Origin of the sequence: Sporosarcina sp. NCCP-2331 (assembly GCF_023707945.1) — a bacterium.
In the GTDB taxonomy this organism is placed as follows: domain Bacteria; phylum Bacillota; class Bacilli; order Bacillales_A; family Planococcaceae; genus Sporosarcina; species Sporosarcina cascadiensis.
On the sequence record NZ_BRCD01000008.1, the window covers coordinates 35,588 to 59,450 of the forward strand.

The 23,863-nt window shown below is 44.4% G+C and carries 25 protein-coding genes and 2 pseudogenes; 6 read left to right on the forward strand and 21 right to left on the reverse strand.

Annotated features, from left to right (window positions below):
- Positions 1-69: 69 nt before the first annotated feature.
- The 5 genes from NCCP2331_RS06255 to NCCP2331_RS06275 form a co-directional block, all read right to left on the reverse strand.
- Positions 70-639, reverse strand: a complete 570-nt coding sequence (locus NCCP2331_RS06255; RefSeq protein ID WP_251669340.1) for a TetR/AcrR family transcriptional regulator — start codon at positions 637-639, stop codon at positions 70-72.
- 111 nt (positions 640-750) lie between these two features.
- The gene (locus NCCP2331_RS06260) at positions 751-1,374 is read right to left on the reverse strand and encodes a hypothetical protein (protein ID WP_251669343.1); all 624 of its coding nucleotides are present in this window, start codon (positions 1,372-1,374) and stop codon (positions 751-753) included.
- The gene (locus tag NCCP2331_RS06265) at positions 1,367-1,897 is read right to left on the reverse strand and encodes a sigma-70 family RNA polymerase sigma factor (RefSeq protein ID WP_251669345.1); all 531 of its coding nucleotides are present in this window, start codon (positions 1,895-1,897) and stop codon (positions 1,367-1,369) included. The genes NCCP2331_RS06260 and NCCP2331_RS06265 overlap by 8 nt, the downstream gene beginning before the upstream one ends.
- 216 nt (positions 1,898-2,113) lie before the next feature.
- A complete protein-coding gene (locus NCCP2331_RS06270; protein WP_251669347.1) occupies positions 2,114-2,434 on the reverse strand; it encodes an addiction module toxin RelE in 321 nt (106 codons plus the stop codon).
- Positions 2,435-2,437: 3 nt separating this feature from the next.
- Positions 2,438-2,782 (reverse strand): type II toxin-antitoxin system Phd/YefM family antitoxin, encoded by a 345-nt coding sequence (locus NCCP2331_RS06275; protein WP_251669349.1) that lies wholly within the window; start codon positions 2,780-2,782, stop codon positions 2,438-2,440.
- A 267-nt stretch (positions 2,783-3,049) separates the two neighbouring features.
- On the opposite strand from NCCP2331_RS06275, the gene NCCP2331_RS06280 reads away from it, so the two are divergent.
- Positions 3,050-3,559: a MepB family protein gene (locus NCCP2331_RS06280; RefSeq protein WP_251669352.1), complete on the forward strand. Its 510-nt coding sequence runs from the start codon at positions 3,050-3,052 to the stop codon at positions 3,557-3,559.
- A gap of 47 nt (positions 3,560-3,606) precedes the next feature.
- Here NCCP2331_RS06280 and NCCP2331_RS06285 read toward each other — a convergent pair whose 3' ends face one another.
- Positions 3,607-3,915: a hypothetical protein gene (locus NCCP2331_RS06285; protein ID WP_309296361.1), complete on the reverse strand. Its 309-nt coding sequence runs from the start codon at positions 3,913-3,915 to the stop codon at positions 3,607-3,609.
- 556 nt (positions 3,916-4,471) lie between these two features.
- On the opposite strand from NCCP2331_RS06285, the pseudogene NCCP2331_RS06290 reads away from it, so the two are divergent.
- A pseudogene (locus NCCP2331_RS06290) lies at positions 4,472-4,636 on the forward strand (aldehyde dehydrogenase family protein); the annotation flags it as partial.
- 336 nt (positions 4,637-4,972) lie between these two features.
- Here the strand turns inward: NCCP2331_RS06290 and NCCP2331_RS06295 are convergent.
- The 5 genes from NCCP2331_RS06295 to NCCP2331_RS06315 form a co-directional block, all read right to left on the reverse strand.
- Positions 4,973-6,493 (reverse strand): alanine/glycine:cation symporter family protein, encoded by a 1,521-nt coding sequence (locus NCCP2331_RS06295; protein WP_251669354.1) that lies wholly within the window; start codon positions 6,491-6,493, stop codon positions 4,973-4,975.
- A 92-nt stretch (positions 6,494-6,585) separates the two neighbouring features.
- Positions 6,586-7,767 (reverse strand): MalY/PatB family protein, encoded by a 1,182-nt coding sequence (locus NCCP2331_RS06300; RefSeq protein WP_251669356.1) that lies wholly within the window; start codon positions 7,765-7,767, stop codon positions 6,586-6,588.
- A 62-nt stretch (positions 7,768-7,829) separates the two neighbouring features.
- Positions 7,830-8,642, reverse strand: coding sequence for an AraC family transcriptional regulator (locus tag NCCP2331_RS06305; protein WP_251669358.1), 813 nt, complete (start codon positions 8,640-8,642; stop codon positions 7,830-7,832).
- A gap of 388 nt (positions 8,643-9,030) precedes the next feature.
- A complete protein-coding gene (locus NCCP2331_RS06310; protein WP_251669366.1) occupies positions 9,031-9,660 on the reverse strand; it encodes a transposase in 630 nt (209 codons plus the stop codon).
- Entirely contained in the window at positions 9,653-10,072 is a 420-nt protein-coding gene (locus tag NCCP2331_RS06315) for a hypothetical protein (RefSeq protein ID WP_251669368.1), read from the reverse strand. The genes NCCP2331_RS06310 and NCCP2331_RS06315 overlap by 8 nt, the downstream gene beginning before the upstream one ends.
- Positions 10,073-10,473: 401 nt before the next feature.
- Here NCCP2331_RS06315 and NCCP2331_RS06320 point away from each other — a divergent pair, with 401 nt between their 5' ends.
- The 3 genes from NCCP2331_RS06320 (at position 10,474) to NCCP2331_RS06330 (ending at position 12,150) form a co-directional block, all read left to right on the forward strand.
- Positions 10,474-10,980, forward strand: coding sequence for an RNA polymerase sigma factor (locus tag NCCP2331_RS06320; RefSeq protein ID WP_251669370.1), 507 nt, complete (start codon positions 10,474-10,476; stop codon positions 10,978-10,980).
- A complete protein-coding gene (locus NCCP2331_RS06325) occupies positions 10,973-11,914 on the forward strand; it encodes an anti sigma factor C-terminal domain-containing protein (protein WP_251669372.1) in 942 nt (313 codons plus the stop codon). Before NCCP2331_RS06320 ends, NCCP2331_RS06325 begins: the two co-directional genes overlap by 8 nt.
- 62 nt (positions 11,915-11,976) lie before the next feature.
- Positions 11,977-12,150, forward strand: a complete 174-nt coding sequence (locus NCCP2331_RS06330; RefSeq protein ID WP_251669374.1) for a PspC domain-containing protein — start codon at positions 11,977-11,979, stop codon at positions 12,148-12,150.
- Between the two features lie 134 nt (positions 12,151-12,284).
- On the opposite strand, the gene NCCP2331_RS06335 is transcribed toward NCCP2331_RS06330, so the two are convergent.
- From NCCP2331_RS06335 to NCCP2331_RS06360, 6 genes and pseudogenes are all read right to left on the reverse strand, one after another.
- Positions 12,285-13,463 carry an aminotransferase class I/II-fold pyridoxal phosphate-dependent enzyme gene (locus tag NCCP2331_RS06335; protein ID WP_251669376.1) on the reverse strand — a complete coding sequence of 393 codons (1,179 nt, stop codon included), beginning with the start codon at positions 13,461-13,463 and terminating at the stop codon, positions 12,285-12,287.
- Positions 13,464-13,595: 132 nt separating this feature from the next.
- Complete coding sequence (locus tag NCCP2331_RS06340) at positions 13,596-14,117, reverse strand: GNAT family N-acetyltransferase (RefSeq protein ID WP_251669378.1); 522 nt, start codon at positions 14,115-14,117, stop codon at positions 13,596-13,598.
- A 409-nt stretch (positions 14,118-14,526) separates the two neighbouring features.
- Positions 14,527-15,023: pseudogene (locus NCCP2331_RS06345) on the reverse strand (P-loop nucleotide/nucleoside kinase family protein).
- Between the two features lie 345 nt (positions 15,024-15,368).
- Positions 15,369-15,560, reverse strand: a complete 192-nt coding sequence (locus tag NCCP2331_RS06350) for a DUF6366 family protein (RefSeq protein WP_251669380.1) — start codon at positions 15,558-15,560, stop codon at positions 15,369-15,371.
- Positions 15,561-15,618: 58 nt separating this feature from the next.
- Entirely contained in the window at positions 15,619-16,221 is a 603-nt protein-coding gene (locus NCCP2331_RS06355) for a hypothetical protein (RefSeq protein WP_251669383.1), read from the reverse strand.
- A 158-nt stretch (positions 16,222-16,379) separates the two neighbouring features.
- Positions 16,380-16,586: a hypothetical protein gene (locus tag NCCP2331_RS06360; RefSeq protein WP_251669385.1), complete on the reverse strand. Its 207-nt coding sequence runs from the start codon at positions 16,584-16,586 to the stop codon at positions 16,380-16,382.
- Between the two features lie 174 nt (positions 16,587-16,760).
- Here NCCP2331_RS06360 and NCCP2331_RS06365 point away from each other — a divergent pair, with 174 nt between their 5' ends.
- Positions 16,761-17,642, forward strand: coding sequence for an SDR family oxidoreductase (locus NCCP2331_RS06365; RefSeq protein ID WP_251669386.1), 882 nt, complete (start codon positions 16,761-16,763; stop codon positions 17,640-17,642).
- A 156-nt stretch (positions 17,643-17,798) separates the two neighbouring features.
- Here NCCP2331_RS06365 and NCCP2331_RS06370 read toward each other — a convergent pair whose 3' ends face one another.
- The 4 genes from NCCP2331_RS06370 to NCCP2331_RS06385 all read right to left on the reverse strand — a co-directional run bounded on the left by NCCP2331_RS06370 (position 17,799) and on the right by NCCP2331_RS06385 (position 23,829).
- Positions 17,799-18,986, reverse strand: coding sequence for an acyl-CoA dehydrogenase family protein (locus NCCP2331_RS06370; RefSeq protein ID WP_251669388.1), 1,188 nt, complete (start codon positions 18,984-18,986; stop codon positions 17,799-17,801).
- Positions 18,987-19,011: 25 nt separating this feature from the next.
- Positions 19,012-20,154: a saccharopine dehydrogenase family protein gene (locus NCCP2331_RS06375; RefSeq protein WP_251669390.1), complete on the reverse strand. Its 1,143-nt coding sequence runs from the start codon at positions 20,152-20,154 to the stop codon at positions 19,012-19,014.
- A 21-nt stretch (positions 20,155-20,175) separates the two neighbouring features.
- A complete protein-coding gene (locus NCCP2331_RS06380) occupies positions 20,176-21,651 on the reverse strand; it encodes an aldehyde dehydrogenase family protein (RefSeq protein WP_251669392.1) in 1,476 nt (491 codons plus the stop codon).
- Between the two features lie 324 nt (positions 21,652-21,975).
- The gene (locus NCCP2331_RS06385) at positions 21,976-23,829 is read right to left on the reverse strand and encodes a hypothetical protein (protein ID WP_251669394.1); all 1,854 of its coding nucleotides are present in this window, start codon (positions 23,827-23,829) and stop codon (positions 21,976-21,978) included.
- Positions 23,830-23,863: the final 34 nt, after the last annotated feature.

Here is a 23,863-nt window from a genome sequence, read left to right on the forward strand (position 1 = left end):
TCCTCCATTTTCATTTTAGACCAATTGACCGAAATGCCCAAACAGTCATTTTATTTCAAAAGAAAAGTCTCAGACTAAGAGACTGGAAAAAATCGTATCGTTTAATAACTGTGCGATTTCTTCTTCTGTCAGCTGCCGGTCATGTGTTTTCGACCAGTCGATGACAAGTGCCAGATAGGACTTGAATAATAAATATGCTACCAACTCGCTGTTGCAGGGCTTGAGTTCGCCTTTTGCAATACCGCGCTCAATTTTCTGCCGGACATATTCGATGATTTCCTGCTCGATCGACGCCAGCACTTCCCCGACCATTGGTGTCCGGAGTTCTTTTTCTTCTTCGATCAATTTGACATACAGTTGATGTGTTTCTCTAAACTTCAATAGCTGCATGAGCCGCGCATGTGCATTGACTTCGAATGAAGCACCTTCGATCGCACATTCATCGGATACCCGCCGCATTTCTTCGATCATTTGCCGGACAATCGCGTGAAACAGTTCTTCTTTGTTGGCGAAAAATGTATAGATGGTGCCTTTTCCGACATTGGCAATTTTTGCAACCTGATCCATCGTAGTGGCTTTATAGCCGAATAAAGAAAATGATTTCTCTGCTGCCAATAAAATTTCCTGTCTGCGGTCCACTTCTTCACCTCACCTTATGTAATGACTGTAAAACGATTTCGGTCACTAGGTCATTATATTACACCGGAAGTGAGGAAGTTGCAAGTGTTTTATGTAAAAAAATCGGACGGCTCAATTAGATGAGCCGTCCGAGCTGACTACTGACGTGGATTGACCGACCTGAAAGCGTGCCTGCGGTTCGAGTTTATTCCAGTAGCCGACCAATTCCATAGAAATACCGCTCAAGTCTATTCTTTCCTCTTTAAAAACAGTAGGATCCACAGCAAATTTCAATCTCGTTTTCGAGCGTGGATAAATATCACCTGGCACCATTTCCGACTGCTTGAACGGATTCTCTTCGAAACCATTCGGCAGCAATAGGTCGTAGCTGATCGACAGGGTGCCTTCCCGGATTGTGCCCGACGTATCGTTGTTGATTTCTACAAAATAGGCGATTTCTCCATTGTCATGCACTGCCGCTTCTTCTATAGATAATGAAATCCCTTCTAAGTCTTCCACATGATACGCCGCGCTCTGCTCGTTCGGCATCTGCTCCTGCAGCATTGGCAGTACCAGTACAATGAACAGTGCAACGGCAGCTGCGGCAACAGTCCAGATAATGACGCCGCGTTTTTTATTTTTGAAGGACGTCCGGTTGATCTGCCGGTGAATTTGCTGTTTTTCCTTATCGGACAATGAAATCCCCTCCGTTCTCTTTTTCATTTCATTGGAAAGCCTGCGATCGAATTCATCCATGGCCCTCGCTCCTTTCGAGTTTTTCTTTTAACACCTGTTTGCCGCGCAGCAGCCTGGATTTTACGGTGTTATAGTTAATCTGCAGGACGTCGCTGATTTCCTGCATGGTGAGTTCTTCATAATAATAGAGAATGAGCACTTCTTTATGTTTAGGTGCGAGCCTGGCAAGCTGCTGCAACATTTCATTGGAAGATTCTTTTTGTATGTAGTCCGTCTCCGTCAGTTTTCGGTCGCGTACTTCCGGCACTTCCTGTTTATAGAAGATATTGCGCACACTCCAGCGCTTTTTATGATCTTTGCATTGGTTGATCGTCATGCGAATGAGCCAGGTTTTATAGCTGGACTCATGACGGAAACTGTCCAGCTGATGATAACTTTTAATCAGCACTTCCTGTACGATATCTTCGCTTTCTGCCAGATCATTCAGATACAGATAGGCAATACGTTTCAGATCGTCACCGTAATCGCGGATGAATGAGTCCAGCAACTCTCTTCTATCCAGTTCTCCTTCATCATATTGCATCGGTTTTGCCTCCTTTCATTGATTAGACGACTGTCGAGCTGATTTTGACCCATTTATCTTTCGGGATACCCTTTCTTTTGGGATCCCTACTTTTGAGGTGCCTGTGCGCGGAACAATCGTGAATGTTTAAACTTTCATGTTTGTTTGGACAATGACGACAGTGTGATATAGGCAAAATAAAAACACCTATGAAAATCAAATTTGATTCCACAGATGTTACTTCATATTTTCTAAACGCTTCGCAGCATTTTTATAAACCTCTTCATTTTTGCGTTTACCAATTGAAATAATCTCTGCTATTTCAACTTGATCACCCATTATCCTAAAGACTAATCGAATTCCTATTTTCCTGAACTTAATCTTTTTGCACCCTATTAAATTAATGTTCCCCATTTTAGTTAGTTCTTCGCCAAGTTCATCGGCACGGAACTTAATCTTGGCAAGTGCGACATCAACGTACTTTTTTTCGGAACCATCTAATTTCCGATAATCCTGTTTTGCTTCCTCTATGAATACAACTTCAAATATCTTTTCCATACGTTACTCAAATAAGTCTTCATCTGAAATAGAATTCGGATCAATCTTTTGAAATTCAGCGAAATTCTTTTCACCCATTACGTCCTCGAGAGTAAAACGAAGTTCAGGGTTTAAATCGGCCTTTTGAATGCGATCAGAAAGGTTCAAATTCAAAAAAAGTTCTCGCAGACTTTCCAATTCCATATACATTTTTTCATAGTCTTCATAACTTTGAACAACTGAATCAATACTATTATTTTGAGATATAAATTGCGGACTAGTTTTCGCATTTCTCCGCACTTCCGCAAATCTTTTAGCAGCTTGTGATGCAGGAACAACCTGGTCTACAGTGAATTTTGGTTTATCCATTATATGCAACCCCACTTTTATCATCTCCTTCATAGTATGCTTCTTCTACTAAAAATTATACAATAATACAGTGAGAAATCACAGTCAAATACACTGCATAGTAAGCCGTTGTATTTTACGTGACACTTCGATATTATGTACCTGTGCACAAAATAACCGTGAAAGTTCGAACTAACATGATTGTTTAGCAAACAGGCATCGCAAGCAATCGCGAAATTCCACACTTACACAGTAGTCTGTGCATCACGCAAATGAAGGGGCAGAGCAATGAATGACTTTTATACAGCATTAGATTATGTCAATAAAATGATTTACGAGCCAAATAATTTACTTGTAAATACAGTTCAGGAAGAAAAACAAAATTCCAAGTACGGTGCGGGTACTTTTCAATTATCTTCTAAAACAGTTCGTTTCAGAGTGGCAAATATTACTCCCGCAAAAGCAGGACAGTTTGTCGCGTTTTGGGAAAAAGATGAAAATAATAAAAATCAGCCGTTTGCTCATGAAGATGCGCCTGATTTATTAGTCATCACTGTCTTTGCTGAAGAAAATAAGTTTGGCCAATTTATATTTTCAAAAGAGTTGCTTGTCACACAGAATATACTCCGATCCAGTTCTGCAAAAGGGAAAATGGCAATAAGAGTTTATCCTAGCTGGGACCACCCCACTAGTAAGCAAGCTATAAAAACCCAACAATGGCAGCTGCCCTATTTTGTTGATATGAGCGACCCGAGTAAATTGCCCAACAATAAAATAATGGAACTGTATACGCTTTAAAAACGTGCCTGTGCACGAAACAAACATGAATACTTAAACTTTCATGATTAGTTTGGCACACAGGCACCGCAAATTTTATACCCACAGCCACTTCCAAATTTCCTTCGGTGTGGCATTTTGCCGTACATCAAGATACCGACTTTAAAGACTATCCCTGCCGCTTTCATGGTCAGCCAGATTGCGGCGAATAAAATGGCAGTTCTGATGCTGATTTCGAGCCACGGCCACTCTTCTAGAAATGACAGGCGCATAATCCAGACAGCCGGTGCTGTGAGCGGAATGAATGAGCCGATTTTCGCCATCAGCTCGCTCGGATCACTGATAATGGGTCCAATAAATAGCAGCGGATTGCTCAAATGCAGTTTTTCGTGTAATCTTATCCATGAGATTGTCCTTTATTTTGGATTTGGATGGATTACTGCCTCCAACCCATTGTAAAGGATTTTTTTGTGGAAAAGATTAGGTAAAGAGTATTCAGAATTCAATACTCCAACTCGTTATTTTAATACAACACTAGTGATAAGTTGTATTTAATGCAACTTATGCAACGCTAGTGGATACCCTCGTGTCAGGTACGCTTTTCGAGGACGGTATTTTGTCTAAGGTAGCCGAAAAGACGGCAGATCAGCCAATTTCACGGCTGAAAATCGCATGTCTACCAGTAAAGAACTGAACATTTCGCACTTTATGAACTTGGCATGGTTTTTGCAATACATACTAGTAAGCGTTTTCAGTTAGAAGATTGAAGGGAGGAGTAGCCGAATCAGACGCTGTGAACATCTAATTATGAAAGTCTGGATTGTGAAGCGATATGGTACAAGCATCAGAAAGTCCGGTTTATGCATGGGCACAGGCATCTGGTGAACAGTTGGAGAAAATTATTTCCTACTAAAATATCGGAAAACAAGAAGGCGCGGGATTCAAGCAGGCCGTGTGTGGACGAACTGCTATCATGCATATCCGGCACATGCTTCATTCTGCGGCTACAAAGCTTCCGGCATCGGACGAGAAAATCATCTTCAAATGCTTTCCCATTACCAGCAAACTAAAAATATGCTCGCCAGCTACAGTAAAAACGCAAGGATTCTTTTAAAAAACATACTAAAGCGTCTGACGACATGCGGAATATCTTCTTTACGCCTTCTCAGTGGAAGAATCATCAGTCTAACGATATCCAATCTGTATAATAAATATTCTCAAAATACTCCTTTTTATCACACAGGTACATGCCACTATGTTCCACTTTAGGGTTCCAAGTAGAAGTAAGCTGACAAACATCGTAAATGTGATCAAATATTCCTATAGAATTGTGGACTCAAACGGAAAAAAAAGACAAGACTAGGAAAGAAAATCTCCCCAATCCTGTTCTATACTAATAGTCAAATCTATTTTAATTAGAATACCAACTTTTGGTTAAGTATTAGAATCAGTAGAATCTTTTGGATGAATGTTAAAAGCTTTATTGTAAGCATTTACTTCTTCGGAGTAGTTTTCTGCAGTAATTTCATCCCATAACTCTGCATTTTTAATTCCAATAGTAGATGGAATAAATATTGGATCGACTCCTTTTTTTAGTTGCTTTTCATAATCCTTGAAAATTAAAACACCCTTTTTTGTAAGAAGTAATATACAAATCGTGTTGATCATTGCGAGAAAACCACATAGTGCGGATCCAAGATTCCATACAAGGTCGGCTGATACAAGTGGACCAACAAAAGCCATAGCTAGAATAAAAATATTGAGTGTTAATATTATTTTGTTATATTTGCGACCCTGAATATTTCCTCTTAACAAGTAGACAACATTTGATTTAATATAAATTACATAAGCAAGGATTGTGGTAAACGTAAATAAGAACATCGCAATAGTAATAAAGATACCGCCAAAACCGGGAATGAAATTACTAATTGCTGTTGCTGTAAATTCACCACTGGCTACACCTGGAACATTTTCAATTAAAAAACCACCATTTGGATTTTCAACGTTAAAGCTACTTGCTGAGAAAATCATGAATGCTGTTGCAAGACAGATAAAAATAGTGACAATTGTAGAAAATGCTTGTGCAAATCCTGCTTTAGCAGGGTGGGATACTTCTGCGGTACCTGCTACCATTGCCCCTGTACCTAGTCCAGCCTCATTCGAGAATATTCCACGTTTCACTCCCCAAGAAATCGAACTACCAACTAAACCACCAAAAGCTGCATCAAGACCAAAAGCAGATTTGAAAATCATTGCGAACACGCTAATGATTTCAGTATAATTTACGGCAAACATAATAATAGCCAGTAAAATGTAACCTGCCGACATAAAAGGAACAATGATTTCAGCAACTTTTCCGATTCTTTTGAAGCCGCCAAATATGACTAACGCCAATAACACAACATATGCCGTTCCAATAATAATTGGCTGCACATTAAAACTGACACTAGCGACTGATGTGAAGGAGTTTGCTTGTAACGCAGTAAAGATGATCAGGAAAATAATTGCATATATAGCATAAACAACACCTAATGGTTTCCATTTTAAACCTTTTTCAATATAGAAAGCTGGACCACCAACATATTCATCTTTTACTCTTTCTTTATAAGTTTGTGCCAGTACAGACTCAATAAGTGCTGACATGGAGCCGAATAGTGTCATAACGCACATCCAAAATATTGAACCGGGTCCTCCCATAAGAATCGCACCAGCAGTACCTGTGATTGTACCAGTACCAACACGCCCACCTAGAGCAATCGAAAAACTTTGGAAGGGAGTTAATCCACTTTTAGAATTTTTCCCTCCAAAAAGATTTGACACCATTTGATCTATCATTCGGATCTGTGGAAACTTCATTAAAACCGAGAAGAAAATACCGCTTACAAGACAAAGAAAAACAAGAACTGGACCCCATGCGAAGTTATCTAACGTTCTAACTATTTCATTGATATCCATTTTTACCCCCCCAGTTTGAATAAACAAACGTTACAATCTTTAGGTATTTTACCAATCTTGAAATGATCCAATTACCGAAGCCCCTCTGGGCATTACGTTAAATCTGTGATCGCCGCAACAATTCTGCTCAGTCCTTCTTCCAGCTGAGATCTCGGGCATGCAATACTTAATCTGAAGTATCCAAATCCTGGTCCCCCAAAAATGACACCGCTTTCAATTAACAGATCATATTTTGAAATTAAAGTTTCCAAAAGTTCTTCATGATCTACATATGCTCCAAAATTCACCCAAGCCAAATAGGTTCCCTCTGGTTTCTTAAAGCCAGTCTTCGGCAAATGCTCTGTTAAGTATTTTTCCATAAAGTCATAATTATCTTCTATATACTCCAATACTTGTTCCAGCCAATATTCACATTGCGTATATGCAGCTTTTGACATCACCATATCCAACGGTGGAGCAAAACGAATATAATACTTGCCTTTTGTTTCACTCAACCAGATCTTCCTTAACTCGTTATCATCAATTATAATCGAGGCAATCGGTAATCCGGCAGTGTTAAAGGTTTTACTTGGGGACACCGCTACAATAATATTTTTATAATCTGTAATGGTTTGGATTGGAAAGTGCTGGACATTTTTTCGGATTAAATCACAATGAATTTCGTCGGCAAATATATATGTGTTTGTTTCTTCACAGATACTTGCTATTTGTTCCAACTCACTTTTCGTCCAAACTCGTCCAATAGGATTTTGCGGCGAACATAAGAGTAGAATTTTATTATTGGGATCACTTGCTTTTTCCTGTAAGTCAGCGAAGTCAATTTTATAATCCCCATTCTCATTGATCAATGTATTATTGACTATTGTTCTGCCTTGTCCTTTGATGATTTCAGAAAAAGGATAAAATACAGGCGGTTGAATGATAACACCGTCTCCTGGTTTGGTAAGTGCTGCGATTGCAAAACCGATTGCAGGTAAAATTCCTGGGGAATAAAAAATAGAATTCTTATCAATTGTCCAATTAAAACGACGCTGATACCAACCGCATATCGCATCCAAATATTCGTTGCCGGGCATTGACTGTCCAAAAAAACCGTGTTCGACTCTATTTTTCATTGCATCGACTATTTCATCGGCTACTTTAAATTCCATATCCGACAGCCAAAGCGGCAAGGTAGTTTCCGATGTCCGTTCATCCATAAAATCCATATGATCCCATTTCACGCTATCCGTATTTCTTCTTTGATAAACTTTATTCAAATCAAGTAATTTCATTATCTTATCTCCTCGTAACATTAAATTCACCTACATTTTAATGATGATTGCACTTTGCTCCTTCAGGAGATAACTAGATTCCTGTATGCACCAGGAGATATTCCAATAAAGGTAGTAAAGTAATTCGTGAAATGGCTCTGGTCAGAGAAACCTGTTTTAAATGCAGCATCTACAGGCAAAACACCCTGTTCAAGCATCTTTTTTGCCTTACTAATTCTTATCGTGATCATATATCTATAAGGGGTAATCCCTTTTGCTTTTGTAAATACCCTTAAAAGGGTGGACTTGCTCAATGCTGCATATTGGCATATTTGTTCTAAAGTTATATTCTCTGTATAGTGACGATTGATAAAATCACAGGCTCTTTCAACTTCTTCCTGACACTTAAGTAAACATTTTTCAAAAGACTGGCTGTATTTTCCTATTAAAATAGTCGCCAAAAAGAACAGGCTTTCTTCTTTTTCAATTTCACTAAAGCCATTGACGATCATATGGAATAGGTTACGGAGACAATCAGATAATTCCTCATCACGGACCAACGTCTTTGGGAAAATTGGAAGATGATTCTGCCCTGTAACCTTCAGTATCAGTTCCTCCATAACCTCCGGGTGAATTATGAATCCTCTATATAGGATAGTTTCATCTCCTTTTGGTATAAAAGTATGATTATCATAGGGATTCAGCAAAATAATATCTCCACTAGAGAAGGTATATTCCTGATTTTTGCAGGAAACTAAACAATGTCCCCGTTCGATAAAACCGATGGTATAATGCTCATGAAAATGATTGGGGAAAGGTTGTACATTACCTTTTAACTGATAGGCTTCTATACGCGTATCTTCGTCAATATAAGCTTTAAAAGTCTTTCTTTTCATTAGCTACTCCTCCTTTTTATTTATTATACTTTAGTACTTTTTAATGTATTGTATAATATCGCCATTATTATATAGACTAAAGCATCAACCCGGGCAATAAGTATTGGAGTTCTGTTTTCAGTATGTATATTTTGAAATTGACAGTGTGAATCAAATCTAGCTTTATACGTATGGTCGATAAAACATCACCTGAGCAGTTTCTAATCAAAAACTCCAGCTGATTTCTAAAACAATAAAACCTCCATTCAAGGAAGTCAAAGCGGTACCTCCTAGTCTTAAATGTTTTCCAATATATCACCCAAATTACATTATTTTTAATAAAATGGCGCAAAAAAGGGGTCTGGTAGTACGTTAACCAGATTCCCTTCTTTTCCATTTCTAGAGACCTTTACAAGAAACGTTCTTTCGAAATTGGATCCACTATCGCGAAGTTCTTACCATAATCCAGTTCCTTCTTTGGACTGTCTCGGGATTTCTGTCTTCCTTTGCTAGGCTTTTTTTCCCGATTTAACTCCTCTACCACTCTCTCCCATGGATCCAATAAATAGAGCTGGATGAGGCGGTGGAATTCCCATGCCGTCTGTGATGTTAATTCTTTTTCGACGCGCATGATTTCGGTCAACCCCACGGTAATAAGAGCAATTAGAAGTTGATCCCAAATCCCTTTCGGTGAATGACTACGCATATGATCAAGTTTCACATGCTGTTTCAGCCACATAAAGAAAAGCTCGATGTACCAGCGGTTCTTATACAGTTCCATTATCTCATTTTCGGTCAAATCCAATCGATTTGTAAGCAGTATAAAGGTCGTTCCCTCGTGATAAGTAAACCTGATTAGCCGGAGTTTTTCTGGTCGGGTTTGTATGGAAACCATGTCAAATTGTTGGACATTCCCTTCAGTTGGTGCTTCATAATCCAAGAACTTGTATCTAAAACTTTTTCGAACTCTGACCAGAAAATCGATGTCTTGCGCTAGCCAACCGCCCATTTTTGTTTTGTGTCCATACCCTCTATCCATAATATAGATGGCGTCTGTGGCGTCTATAAAGGTAATTGGCTGCCTCAATGTCTGCGACATTGGGAGTGGAGGGAATCATCTTCTCCGGGAAGACTTCATCGGCTGATGCAACAGCTAGCCTCGTATGAATCTTCACGCCGCTGGAATCCTTGCTTACCGCCGCCCAGTCGGATGCGTTTTGGGGCAGCTTGATATAGGAGGAGTCAATCAGTTTAAGGATGCCTCTATTCTGTCTTTTGCTTGATCCATTCCCACGGAACATCCAATACTTCTTTGCCGACGCCCCAAGTAGATCGGCCAATGTTTGGGTGTCTAACACGGCAAGCCGTCGACTTAACTGTGAACCGCTAATGGACTCCACTTCCAACTCTCTTTGAAAGAACGCTTTGGATCGAATCCCTTTCTCGATCATCTCCCAACTTTCCCAGTGTAAAACATTGGCAAGATTAAGGATTTGACTAAAGAATAATCGGTTAGCTTGTCATAGTCATAATTGACTAATGGACACGCTAGCTTACTTGGTGGCAAATTGGACAAGCATTGACGAGCGACGATGTTTTGGTCTACACTTTTCATAGAAGTACTCCTTCATTTGTAGTGTAGGGAACTGATTTGGTTATCAGTATCTATTCTACTGAAGGAGTACTTTTTTGTATAATTATTGTGAATGCAATCCATAAAAAGGGTTGGAAGGATAAGTTATACTGTCATGCAAGGCTAGTGGGCACCGGCAAAAAAAAATTATGCTTCTCTTGTAAACTTTTAAACGGCGTGGGACTCTTTAATAGTGAAGGTCGTGAGAGAGGAGGAGCTATGGACTCGAAGCTGCTGTTGAAAATTTATGAGAAACAGGCAAGAATGATTTATTTTTATTTGAGGAAGAACGGCTGCAATCATGAAGATGCGGAGGATATCGTGCAGGAGAGTTATTCCAAATATATTGCGTATAGCAGCGGAGTTCCTTCGGAGAAAGCTCTGGCCTATATTTTCACGATTGCTATGAATGAATTTAAAAAATTGCTGAGGAAAAAAGGACGAGAGCAAGTGGTGTTTATGGATGAGCATCTTTTCTGGAACAATTTTGCGAATGAAGATGACACCGAAACGATTATATTGCACGGCGAAATGAGATATGAGATCGCAAGGACTCTGGATCAGATCCAGGAAGTCTTTAAACAGCTGCTGCTTTTGAAATATGAAGCAGAATTGAGTTATCGAGACATTTCTTTGCTGCTGGGGATGAAAGAAGCTACGGTCAAGACGTATTTATTCCGGGCCAGGAGAGAATTTCAGAAGAAGTGGAGGGATTTGCATGAATGATGAGCTGGATGAATTGTTTGATGAGAAGAAAATAAAAAAGGCAGTGAGAAAAGGAAAACGGAAGTCTATACTTACCATTATTGTCGTGTCTGTTCTCGTGTTTATTGGGCTGATTATAGCCAATTTCGCTGTTTCCGCCTATTTCAGCCAAAAAGCGTTTAAGCAATGGGATGCCTATGTCCGACTGAGTACACCGAATGGCTATATTAGCGAAACTGTTGATTCAACAGGAATTTTAGGCGGGATGGGCACGTATAAAGTGTCAAAAGATATGAAAATCAAACCAGTTGTCATTGAACAGAAACAATATCAATTCGGACTCATCCCTTCTGTTCTGATTTCGAGGGGCAGAGGCGGTAGTATCGGGACGACAGGAGAGGACTGGCAGTTTGCCTATAAAGAAAATGGCTGGCGAGAGCTGCTGTTTTTCCATCCAAGTGTCACGTATAAGGAATATAAACATGACGACGAATTAATTTCGAATATGCCCGGCGATAAGATCTTCGAGGTGGCTCTTTCTTTCGACCAGCCGTATCAGCCGAGCGAGCTGCCTTTCATGGAGCTGCCGGAATTGACATGGTTTTGGCTAAACACCTACAGTGACACTCAAATCAATGAATTCCAGCAAGAAGCCAAGGAAAACGATTGGTCTTCTACTTTCATTCGAGAAAGTAATGCATTGGGCTTTTCCATCAATGACCGATATTTCTCTGCAAACGATTTAGCGTATGACTACGAAGAGTTCTTAAAACTATTGAAAGCGAGCGGATTCCAGGAACATACGGATGCTTACGACCGGATGAAAGATAGAAAAATTGAAGAGGCAGAAATACTTGGCGTAGTCGTTTACGGCACGAAGGAGGAAATTGCGGACCTGATCGACAAGCCCTTTGTGACAGCTGTTTCATTGGGCGGGGTGATTGATAATTATTGATTGTTTTATTATTAAAAGTTGCATGGATTTCTGCTGATTACAAGTAAAAGGAAGCTATCGATATGCAGAAAAGATTGAGCAAGTCGTCAACCGACAGAGTAGTGGCCGGCGTTTGCGGCGGGATTGCCGAGTATTTCGGCCTTTCTTCCCTCGTTGTAAGGATCATGTTCCTTGTCTTTTTTCCCAGCTTGATAGCGTATATAATTCTCGCCTATCTGCTGCCTGAAGGTTTATGAGAGAGTGTGAGAAAGTGCCTGTGTGCGAAACAAACACGAATATTTAAACTTTCATGTTTGTTTAAATAATCACGAAAGTTTCGCACACAGGCACCTAACAGGAGCAGGGTTTCAGGAGCAAAGTTCGGCACCGATCAAATGGAGGTTTGCACCACCGACAGCTCCGACAGCAATTCCAGCGCTTGTTCGATCAATTCGACTTTCTGCACCAGCGCGATCCGCACATAGCCTTCTCCTGCTGTGCCGAAGATGCTGCCCGGAACCATGACGACGCCGGTTTGTCTGATCGCTTCAAAGACAAATTCTTTGTCGTCCATCGCGAACGGATACTTCGCCCAGACAAACATGCCGCCTTCAGACGGTGTTGTTTCCCAGCCGAGTTTTGCGAGCCCATTCATTAACGTATGATGGCGCTTGGAGAATTCCGCTCGCAGACGATCTGTGATTTCCTCGCCGTGATCCAGCGCGACAGCCGCAGCTTCCTGGATCGGGCCAAATGTGCCGTAGTCGAGATTGGATTTCAGTTCATGGAGCACTTTGATCATTTCTGCGTTGCCAACAAAATATGCAATCCGCGCACCCGCGAGACTGAAGCTTTTCGACAGCGAATTAATTTCCATACCGACTTCTTTTGCGCCGGGCGTGGTCAGGAAACTTGCCGGGCGGTCGCCTGTGAAATAGTATTCCGAGTAGGCCGCGTCATGCAGGACGATGATTTCGTGTTTCTTTGCGAATGCGACGACTTCCTCGAAGAAGGCTTCATTCGGCATTGCAGGGACCGGGTTGCCCGGCAGGTTCAGGATCATTAATTTTGCCCGTTTCGCTACATTTTCCGGGACTTTATTCAGATTGGGAAGAAAACCGTTTTCCGCGAGCAGCGGCATGTAATACGGCTCGGCGCCCGCCAGTTTGATGCCTGCTTCATATGCGACATACGCCGGGTTAGTTGTTAAGACATAATCTCCTTCATCACAGAACGCAAGCGGCAAATGAACGAGGCCTTCCTGCGAGCCCATTGTCTGCAGAATTTCCGTGTTCGGATCTATGTCGACACCGGTCCGGCGCTGATAATAATTTGCGACTGCTTCATGGAACCGCTTCGTTCCGCCCAGTGTATAGCCGTAGGACGAGGCTTTCGCACTTTGCTCGGACAATGCCTGGCGCACGCGTTCATCCGGCGGGAGATCGGGACTGCCGAGACTCAGATCGATAACTTGCGCGCCGGTCGCCTGTTTGTCCGCCGCGGCGGCTTTCAGTTCACCAAAGATGGCTGGCGGAAAGATGGACATTTTTTTGGAAGGTTCGAAATTCATGAAGATCGCACTCCTTAGCTGTTATAGAATAGTTGACTGCCTTATTGTAACACGTGCGGTTTCATCGAAAAAGCCCCGGCAAATGGATTTTCATTTGCTTGCCGGGGTATAATTTATGTAGAAGTCTCGCATTCACAAATATTTTTCCATCCGGATATCCGCCCACATTTTTCCGTTCGCATATGTAAATTCTTTGATCCGGCCAATTTCCTTATAACCGAGCCGCCGGTACAGATTCCAGGCTGCCGTGTTAAATTCGAACACGCCTAATTCAATACGTTTCAAGCCATTCATCTGAATCTGCTCCTCGATAAACTGCATTGCCTGAGAACCAATTCCTCTTCCGCGCCCGGCAGCTTCTCCGATTGAGATTCCGATCCACGCCGTTCCCTCTTCTTTTTTGAACAAATGATCTGGGTCCACCATATAATTGACATCGCCTATAATCCGGTCACCCTCACAGATCAGAAAGATTTCTTGATATTCCAACTTCTCCACCAAACCTTGCAACGTAATCTCTTCAGTCTTCTCCGGCTTCTTAGGTTCCCTATTCGGCTCGGTTTTCGAAACAAAGTCGGGGTCTTGCCGCCAACGGTTAAATAGTTCTACTACTGCTTCCGTCGGCTCTTTTAATTTTTCAAAATGAATTCCCATGGCCTACCTCCTTATCTGTCATATAAGCTTCTTTACTAAACGAACGCCTTCTTTAGATGAAAGAAGGCGTTCGTTTAGTATTTATAATTGTCGCCGCGGCTCACTAATTTAACTCCAATTCCTTTTCATCAAATAAATGACGGAAGAGATTATGGAGACCAGGCAGTTTTTCTTCGGACAATTCATCCACTAATCTGTATAAATTATTGCGATCCATTATTCTGTTCACAGCGCTCTTTAATAATATAGCACGTTCATTAAAAATTTCTGTTTATTGACTCGTGCGTATAGCGGCAGTTTGTTCAGTTTGTTTTCGCTCCCTCCATCTCCCTAGGTTTCTATTTCTAAAGTTATTGCCTATATGCGCTTTTCTGTTGATATACAACACAGTATTGTGGTGAACTCCTTGTTATTCTTTTCCACTAAACTCTAAAATATTTAAACCCTCGGATGCTTCTGGTACTTCAAAAAAGTTTGTGACATGTGTAAACACTGCTTCCGTATCAAAATCTGCTCTTTCGGGTTGTTCGTTACGCCTTTGTGCAATTTGACGCAAGCATTGCTCGTTAGTTAGATTAAGGAAAATTAGTTGATGGCTTGCATTGATATCTGACACCATATCCAAAAACCACTTCCGCTGCTTTTGAGTGTTAGCTGGAAAATCCATCACTACGTCTGTACCTACGCTTAATATATTTTGTACATGCTTTCTCACCAGCGGCTTAATCTGCGCTGAAAATTTCAGATAGTCATCAAATGATTCGATTTGATTAGGATAAAGAGATGAAAGCCATTCATCTTCAGATAATAGGACTCCATCTTTATCTATTGCTATTTGTTTTGAATAGTTGATTTTCCTGCGCCCATTTTCCCGCAGAAGAAGTATAGCGTCCCCGATTGCTTCATATTAGTAACGCCTCCAAATTTATGTTAATGGTTGTTGTTCAATATTGTAGAACATACTTTTCAACAATCGATTGCTTTAATTGGCTTGATGATACTTGATTTTTTTAAATGCACTTGGCATTCCACCGTCAATTGAGGGTATTCCAACTGCAAATTCCACTTACTTTCGGCGTTCTTCACGTGAATTTTCATTCATAAATAACACCCCTCCCTCGTTTGTTTTCATCTCTATTGTATCAGTGTTCATATATCATAGGATAGTTCATTCACTTCATGACGTTTTTCAAAGTTGTATGCTGAAATTGGCACCATTCAGGAGAAGTTATCTTCCAATAAATGCGCCTGTTAACGAAAGAAGATTGCGAATATCATAAAGCCAATTATTAATACAAGAATCATCAGCCCAGTGCCTTTCCAACCTAAGCCACCTACTAAATCAGAAAGTACGCTTCCGTGAATACTGCTGGCCGGGTTCTTCAATTCCTTCTGCCTTAATCTTTCACGCCTTTCTTCAGGAGTTTCGTTATCCCTACTCATTTTATCACTCTTCAAATCTTCTTTTGAGTGCTTCAAATTGGCCCAATTAATGAACAGCCTACTTAATCAACACCTCAATTTCAACCTGATTCCCCTCAGCCAGATCCTCTAATAACTGATTGGCTTCCTCATTGAAATCTACCGTCTCACCCTCTTCATAATGATACGGTCCTAATTTCTCCTCCAAATACGTCATCATATACGCATTTTGTTCATTGATTCTCCTGGCGTATTGCCGTTGAAACTCTTCCGGTTCCATATGAAGCTTTTTGGCCTGCGATTCAGCATATTCACGCAGCTGCCGGCCATTCGGATCTTCGGTATCCGCCGGAGGCAGTACCGCAAACCCGTTATCTTCTGGATCCAGATGCGCTGAAATATCAAGATCCAGTTTCTTCACTTCCTGTTTCACTAGTTCTAATTTTATGGCCCCATCCAAATAATCTAGCACCTTTTTATCCGGAAATAAAAACCGCAGATCCCCGACCGTGATCTCCTGCCCTTTTACAATGGCTGCTGGCTCATCATTATCATATTTCGCTATATTGCTGCATCCGGACAGCAGGATGAAGAGGAGCAGCACAAAAGAAAGCTTTAATGATTTCAACATCCAGTCACCCCGTTCTTTCCCCTCATCGATTCTCGGCCAGAAGCCGTCCAAAAATCCCCACTTCTCTATATGCTGATACGAATCTTGGCCATAGTAACGGGTAGTCGTGTCTTTAAAAGAGTAATAAAAAACGCCGCTGTATTAGCTGTTTTCTTTTGTCTCAATCGTAAGCTGTCAGTCTCTATCTCCGGAAACATATTCAATCCCTTTTATTCTATATGGTCAGTCTGCCTTCTCTTTTTCATCCATGTCAAAAACATGAGTGATTCCCCAATGAACAATCCGATCGCCACTGCCAATATTCCAGATTTATAGTCCGGTTGCTGCATCGTAAGACCGGAAACTATGAAACCGATGAGTAATCCAATGATGATAAATAGATAAGAACCGATTCTTTTTCTAAAATATTCTGTCATAGTAACTCCTTTCGCTCCGACTCAACCGTTCAGTACGCCGAGCTTTCCATCATTTTACTACACACCCTGCCCTATTCCAATAAAATTCCAGAGTTTTCGGATTTTATTTGCATGTTTGTCTGTGTACGCGGCGGGAATACTACGGATAGAAACTCATATGGAGGAGGATGTACGATGGCAAAAGATCGTTACGAGAAAATTGATGAACAGGTTCCCGGCCAGACGCAGTCCGAGCAGCCGGGTGTGGAAGAGGAAATGCACCCGATGCCGATTTATGACAACCCGGATTTTAAAGGTGCGGATAAACTGAAAGGCCAGAAAGCGCTCATCACGGGCGGTGACAGCGGAATCGGACGCGCAGTCGCTGTGGCGTTCGCCAAGGAAGGCGCGGACGTGGCGATTGCTTATTTGGCTGATCAGGAAGATGAAGACGCAGATAAAACCGTAGAATTGATTGAGCAGTATGGCGGCAAGGCGAAAAAATATCAGGTCGACATCAGTCAGGAATCGAATTGTGAGCAGCTGATCAAGCAGTTCGTTGAGGATTTCGGCGAGCTGAATGTGCTGGTCAATAATGCCGGCAAGCAGTTTCCGCAGAATTCCATTGAGGATATTACCGCCGATCAGCTGAAGGAAACGTTTGAGACGAACTTCTTCGGCCTGTTCTATCTGTCGAAGCTTGCAGTCAATCATATGAAGAAAGGCGACTGCATCGTCAACACTTCGTCCATTACGGCGTACAACGGCTCGCCCGGCCTACTCGATTATTCCGCAACAAAGGGCGCGATCACAAGCTTCACGCGTTCATTGGCATTGAGCCTGGTGGATAAAGGCATCCGTGTGAATGCAGTCGCGCCGGGGCCTATCTGGACGCCGCTTATCCCGGCAACTTTCGATGCGAAGAAAGTGGCGGAACATGGTGCCGATACCCCGATGGCACGCCGAGGGCAGCCGGCCGAAAATGCGCCGGCCTATGTGTTTCTAGCGTCGCAGGATTCGAGCTATATGACGGGGCAGACGATTCACGTCGACGGCGGGAACTTTGTCGGTTCCTGATGTTCCAAATTCGAATAAAACCAGCATGGCCCGCGTGGCTTTGCTGGTTTTTTTTATTGGATGATCATTGAACTGCTGCAAGCGCTCATTGGACCTTGTTACGTGATCATATCTCCGCGCCGAGCGCTCATTGAGCCTTGCCAAGCGCTCATTCACTCACGGCCGCCACGCCGGCAGCATGCGGTTCAGCGGTTTATCCGCGCGTTCGCCGAGAACATAGTCCGCCTGCATGATCGTATGGATTTCCCGCGTCCCTTCATAGATGACAGGCGCTTTCGAGTTTCGCAAATAGCGGGCGACTGGATATTCGTCGGAATATCCGTAGGCTCCGTGAATCTGCACGGCATCGTCGGCGGCTTGATTGGCGAAATCGCAGGCCTGCCATTTGGCGAGTGACGTTTCACGCGTATTCCGGACGCCGCGATTTTTCAGCTCGCCGGCGCGGTAGACGAGGAGCCGGCTCATCTGATAACCCGCCTCCATCTTCGCGATCATCTGCTGGACAAGCTGGTGTCCGCCGATTTTCACACCGAATGTTTCACGCACCTTTGCATAATCAACGCTCGCTTCAAGACAGGCCCGAATCAAACCGACCGCCCCCGCCGCCACCGTGAACCGCCCATTATCGAGCGCCGCCATCGCAATCTTGAATCCTTCCCCTTCTTCACCAAGCAAATTCGCGGCAGGCACGCGGACATCTTCGAAAAACAGCTCTCCCGTATTGCCCGCGCGGATGCCGTACTTCCCTTTGATGGCTTTCGACGAAAATCCCGGCATCGTCCGCTCTACGATGAATGCGCTGATGCCGTGATGCATTTTCGACTTGTCGGTATAGGCGAACACAAGAAAATGGTCCGCCGTGTCGCATAATGAAATCCACGTTTTCTGGCCGTTCAGCACATAGTCGTCGCCGTCCCGCTTCGCTGTCGTCTGCAGCGCCACCACGTCCGACCCTGCACCCGGCTCCGTCAGTCCGAACGCGCCGATTTTCTCGCCTTTCGCCTGCGGAACCAAGTATTTATGTTTCTGCGCCTCGGTCCCCCACTGCAGCAGCGTCATGCAGTTCAGGCCGGTGTGCACAGAAACTGCCGTCCGGAATGCCGTATCGCCACGTTCGAGTTCTTCGCAAAGAATTGCCAATGAATTATAGTCCATTCCGCTCCCGCCGTACTTCTCGGGAATACAGACGCCAAGGAAACCGAGGTCCGCTAGCTTCTTCCAAATCGCCGGATCAAACCCGCCTTCCGCATCCCACTTCGCAATATGCGGCATGATTTCCGCGTCCGTGAACTGCCGGGCGGTCTGCCGCAGCATCTTCTGTTCATCTGTAAATGTAAAGTCCATCTGAATGTCCTCCTTTACAATGAATCTATCGTTCTTCAATCACCACGCCGCGTTTTTTCATTTCTTCAATATACAGCTCACCCGGCACAATCTGTTCGGGCGGCCAGGCTCCCCGTTTCGTGATGACGCCGTTGCCGATCATCTGTGCCACGACGGAAATCGTATTTGCCGTTGCCCGCGCCATTGCAGTTTCATTCGTCGTCTGGTCTTTTTCGGTAATCAGATTGAAGGTGACGGTCTTCGGACTGCCATCTTTCTCCCCACTGACAATCACGCGCAGCAGCACCGCGTCCGACCTGTCACCAAGCCGCAGCCGAGGAGTCAAATGCGCCATCATGACATCGCGCACACGCAGCGGTTTGCCGTCGACGTAAATGGATGATTCCCGGTTCAGCAGTCCGAGTTCCGCGAGCAGCCGGGCTTTTTCTGCGTGCCCAGGATAGCGAATGGTTTTATATTCGAGCGTCGTCACATTCGAAAACGATTCCAGCATCGTCGAAGTACCGCCTGACGTGTGGAATGCTTCCATCGTTCCATACCTTTCGAATTCCAACGGCTCCACTTCCGTCAACGAAGGCAGTTCCAGCACCTTTCTATCCCGGATGACACGCGACGGATCGGTATAGTGATCAAATAGTCCTTCCAATGAAAACACGACATTATAATCGAGCGGCGGCTCCGGTTTGACAGGCACCCCGCCGACATACAGCCGGATTTCATTGGTCTCATCGAGTTTTGAGACACCGTAACCCGCGAGAATGTTGATCATGCCGGGCGCGACGCCGAGATCGGGAATGAGCGTCACGCCTTTCGCGGCAGCCTGTTCATGCAGCGCAAGAACTTTCTCCGTCGCCCCGCCGATGTGGCCGCCGAGATCGACGACGTGCACGCCGCGCTCCACCGCACATTGCGCGACCCGCTCATTAAATGTATAAAACAATGCATTGACGACGATGTGCCCAAGCGCGATGACGTCACTCAGCTGCACATCATTGTTCGCATCAAGCAATAAAATATCCAGTTTATCCGACATCAGCTCTTCCGCAAAATCCTCTGCCTGCCGAATCGCCCGGTCCGCAAGATAGACTTTCTTGACCTCATCCTGTTTCACGAGGTCCCGCACGACTTCCCTGCCCATCAGTCCTGCACCCAATACTACGACTCTCATCTGCTCATCCCTTCCTGTTTATTAGTCCGTATCGATCTGCGCACGCTGCAGCCTGCCGCTAAAGTCGATATAGACGCTCTTCCACTCCGTAAAGACATCGAGCGCCGCTACGCCTGAATCGCGATGACCATTGCCGGTCCCCTTCGTGCCGCCGAACGGCAGATGAATTTCCGCGCCTGTCGTACCCGCGTTGATGTAGACGATTCCCGTATCGAGGTCCCGCTGCGCTTGGAATACTTTATTGACATCCTGCGAGAAAATCGAGCTTGACAGGCCGTATGCGACGCTGTTGTTGACCTCGATCGCTTCTTCAAGACTGCTAACCGTGATCAGCGAGACGACCGGGCCGAAAATTTCCTCCTGCGCCAGCCGGCTGTCCCAAGCCACATCTGCGAATAAAGTCGGTTCAAAATAATGGCCTTTGGCGAATTCACCTTCATTCAGCATATTGCCGCCAGCAACCAGCTTCGCGCCTTCGCCCTTGCCGATTTCAATATAGCTGCTGATTTTCTCGAGTGCTTTATCGTTGATGACCGGACCGACTTTTACCGATTCATCGAGCCCGTCACCCAGTTTCAGCTCTTTCATGCTTTCGACGAGCCGTTTTTGCAGTTCATCTTTGACATCTTTATGCACAATGACGCGGCTGCATGCGGTACAGCGCTGTCCTGCCGTTCCGAATGCACTCCATAAAATGCCATCAACCGCCAGTTCCAAGTCGGCATCGTCCATCACGATGACCGCGTTCTTGCCGCCCATTTCAAGCGATACTTTCTTTAAGTGACGGCCGCCGAGTTCTGCGACATGCCTGCCGGTTTCCGTCGAGCCGGTGAATGAAATCACCCGGACATCGGGATGTTCAATCATTGCCGTACCGACGTCAGATCCCGCGCCATACACAATATTCGCGACACCGTGCGGCAGGCCGGCTTCTTCGAAAATGAGCGACATTTCATATGCCATCAAGGGCGTTTCTGTAGCCGGTTTCCAAATGAATGTATTGCCCGCAACGATGGCGGGAAATGACTTCCACGTGGCAATCGCAATCGGGAAATTCCACGGTGTGATCAGCCCGACGACCCCGATCGGCGCCCGGACGCTCATTGCGAATTTATCCTGCAGTTCGGAAGGCACCGTTTCGCCAAACAGCCTGCGCCCCTCGCCTGCCATATAATAGGCCATGTCGATGCCTTCTTGCACTTCGCCGCGCGCTTCTTCCACTACTTTGCCCATCTCTTTCGTCAGCACTTGCGCGAGATGCTCTTTGCGGTCTTTCATGATGCGCCCGATTTCATACAGATAGTCCGCCCGCTTCGGCGCAGGCACCAGTGCCCACTTCTTCTGCGCTTTCTTGGCTGCCGCTGCGGCTTTCTCCACGTCTTCTGCCGTAGAAAGCGGAACTTGCGCCAGTTCTTCACCGTTTGCCGGATTCAAAACCGCCGTATAGTCCACACTCTCTTTTTGCCACGCACCGTCGATATAGTTTGTCAGTTTCATTTGCCTGTCTCCCTTCCTGATCTGTATCGTTTTCACTGTTGCCCTATATAAGAACTGTTCGACAATATACTATGCTATTCCTGTAAAGAGCTATGTATTCCGAACTTTTGACGCACTTGTTCGCAACGATGTTGAACTTACGTTATAGAGGTCTCTTGTTTATTGTTTTACTTACATATAAGTAACGCAGTCTCAATGACTGCTCATGAAAAAACAACTCTTCATCCTAAACAACACACTGCAGCCCATGAATAACAGCGTACTAAAACAAAAAAACCACCGCAGCCCGTCCATAACATGACAAGCTGCAGCAGCTATTGTAACTTACATCAAAAACCAAATATACTGTGCTTCATCCGGAGTGCCCGGCTTCACTTCAGCTGCTCGCGGATACGGCATCTTCTCTGCAGACGTATGAATCAGCGCGCCGACATAAGGATTCGCCTGCTCCGCTTTGACAAACAGTTCCGCACTCATTTCACTCGCCCCCTGAGATTTCTCCATCTCGATCAGCCACGATAAATACAGATAGGCGGCGTCATGTTCTGAAATCTCCGCACACGCAGCCAGCACTTGCTCGGCCTGCTTGATTTCATTCTGATAAATCAGCGATGAAATGGCCAGATAGCGCACACCTTGGTGATCGTGCAGATCGCTGGTCAGCGCAATGAGGAGGATTTCACTTGATTCGCCGTAGCGTTCCCGACCATACAGCCAAACACCATAAGTCAGTAAAGCGCGCAAATACGGACGGTTCGTAACGAATGCCCATGTGTCTTCTGCACGATCGTCAAACTGTTTCTCGCCGGAGAATATAGCCTGTTTCAGCAGCTTGTCCTGTTCTTCTTCAGAATCGGTCATCTCCGCACGAAGCAATAATGCGTCGACGTTCGTCGGATCTGCGCCGTACGCCATCTCGGCGAAGTCTGTGCGCTGTTCCGGCGTCTCGGCGTGATAGGCCATATAGCAAAGCATCTGGGATTCCTGCTGGCGATTTTCTGGCTCGAACGGCTTCTGCATCGCCTGCTGGATATAGGCTTGCGCTTCCTCCATCGTTTCGAAATTCTGGTTTGCAGAAAGCATATGGATCTGCCAGCTTGTCTGCTCGTCGGCACGCGGATCCGTTCCAATATAGTAGGGAGCACCTGAGCCATTGCCCTGCGCCATCATTTCTTCCAACTCGCCGATTTTGCCATACAGCGCATCGGTATGTTTTTTGAAGGAAGAAACGGAAACTCCGAATAGTTTAGAAACTTCGCCCTGAGTATAGGTTTCCTGCATCATGCTGACATCAGAAGCCAGCTGGAACGCAGCAGCCGCGAGCACTTCAGGCTTGCGGAATTTCGGCTGTTTTTCCACGAAGTAATAGGCCATCAAGGAAAGCAGCATTTCATAAGCACCCGGCAGCAATTCGACATCTTCGAGCTGCGCATCCAAAATCTCGACCACTTCCTGCTGAAGAGGTGTGAAGTTCTGCTCCACGACTTCCGACAGTGTCTGTGCATCGAGCTTGCAGACAAACTCGTAAATATCGAGCAGATAGTCTTTGAAGAATTCAAAACTATTTTGTTCCTCGCTGCTTTCTGCTAGACTGCGGACTTGTTTCACCAATTCATCGCTCATATGTTTATTGACGGCAACCGCTGAAATCGGCATAACCCAGCGCTCGTCATTGCGCCATTCCTCCAGCACAATCGCGAGAACTACACGGACATCTTCCGGCTCGCCGGCTTCCCTCGCCAACCTATATTCCCCTTCACCGAGGATTTCTTTCATATGATAGACCTGCTCGTCGGATGAAGTCACTTCAGCAAATGTGACGAATGAATTCTGCCAGCTCTTCAGTATATTTCGAACTGCTTTATTCTGCGTACGGTTCAGTGCTTTGACCAAGTGGCGGCGCCAAAGATCTCTGCGGACAACGAAGAAATAATAATCGCTGACATTCGACATTAATTCCTCTTCTTCCATCCACTCGCCAAGCCGCTGATTCCACTCCGCTAAAATTCCCTGCAATTCTTGAACCTCTCCAGGCGGTAAAGCTGTTTCATAATACTGGTTAAGGACATTCCGCAATTCCAGCTGAATTTGATTCGTGCCCGGTTCGTTTGTCCTGCCGCAGCAATTCTGCACGATTTCCCCGCTGCCGCATGGACAGTTCTCTTTATTTCCCATCACATCGAACACAACCTTTTTCTTTTTATCATAACAT

Coding starts and splice junctions, on each gene's coding strand:
- NCCP2331_RS06260 (WP_251669343.1), bottom strand. CDS start 1,374: ATGGATGAATTCGATCGCAGGCTTTCCAATGAAATGAAAAAGAGAACG.
- NCCP2331_RS06265 (WP_251669345.1), bottom strand. CDS start 1,897: ATGCAATATGATGAAGGAGAACTGGATAGAAGAGAGTTGCTGGACTCA.
- NCCP2331_RS06270 (WP_251669347.1), bottom strand. CDS start 2,434: ATGGAAAAGATATTTGAAGTTGTATTCATAGAGGAAGCAAAACAGGAT.
- NCCP2331_RS06275 (WP_251669349.1), bottom strand. CDS start 2,782: ATGGATAAACCAAAATTCACTGTAGACCAGGTTGTTCCTGCATCACAA.
- NCCP2331_RS06280 (WP_251669352.1), top strand. CDS start 3,050: ATGAATGACTTTTATACAGCATTAGATTATGTCAATAAAATGATTTAC.
- NCCP2331_RS06295 (WP_251669354.1), bottom strand. CDS start 6,493: ATGGATATCAATGAAATAGTTAGAACGTTAGATAACTTCGCATGGGGT.
- NCCP2331_RS06300 (WP_251669356.1), bottom strand. CDS start 7,767: ATGAAATTACTTGATTTGAATAAAGTTTATCAAAGAAGAAATACGGAT.
- NCCP2331_RS06305 (WP_251669358.1), bottom strand. CDS start 8,642: ATGAAAAGAAAGACTTTTAAAGCTTATATTGACGAAGATACGCGTATA.
- NCCP2331_RS06310 (WP_251669366.1), bottom strand. CDS start 9,660: ATGGATAGAGGGTATGGACACAAAACAAAAATGGGCGGTTGGCTAGCG.
- NCCP2331_RS06315 (WP_251669368.1), bottom strand. CDS start 10,072: ATGATCGAGAAAGGGATTCGATCCAAAGCGTTCTTTCAAAGAGAGTTG.
- NCCP2331_RS06320 (WP_251669370.1), top strand. CDS start 10,474: ATGGACTCGAAGCTGCTGTTGAAAATTTATGAGAAACAGGCAAGAATG.
- NCCP2331_RS06325 (WP_251669372.1), top strand. CDS start 10,973: ATGAATGATGAGCTGGATGAATTGTTTGATGAGAAGAAAATAAAAAAG.
- NCCP2331_RS06330 (WP_251669374.1), top strand. CDS start 11,977: ATGCAGAAAAGATTGAGCAAGTCGTCAACCGACAGAGTAGTGGCCGGC.
- NCCP2331_RS06335 (WP_251669376.1), bottom strand. CDS start 13,463: ATGAATTTCGAACCTTCCAAAAAAATGTCCATCTTTCCGCCAGCCATC.
- NCCP2331_RS06340 (WP_251669378.1), bottom strand. CDS start 14,117: ATGGGAATTCATTTTGAAAAATTAAAAGAGCCGACGGAAGCAGTAGTA.
- NCCP2331_RS06350 (WP_251669380.1), bottom strand. CDS start 15,560: ATGAGTAGGGATAACGAAACTCCTGAAGAAAGGCGTGAAAGATTAAGG.
- NCCP2331_RS06360 (WP_251669385.1), bottom strand. CDS start 16,586: ATGACAGAATATTTTAGAAAAAGAATCGGTTCTTATCTATTTATCATC.
- NCCP2331_RS06365 (WP_251669386.1), top strand. CDS start 16,761: ATGGCAAAAGATCGTTACGAGAAAATTGATGAACAGGTTCCCGGCCAG.
- NCCP2331_RS06370 (WP_251669388.1), bottom strand. CDS start 18,986: ATGGACTTTACATTTACAGATGAACAGAAGATGCTGCGGCAGACCGCC.
- NCCP2331_RS06375 (WP_251669390.1), bottom strand. CDS start 20,154: ATGAGAGTCGTAGTATTGGGTGCAGGACTGATGGGCAGGGAAGTCGTG.
- NCCP2331_RS06380 (WP_251669392.1), bottom strand. CDS start 21,651: ATGAAACTGACAAACTATATCGACGGTGCGTGGCAAAAAGAGAGTGTG.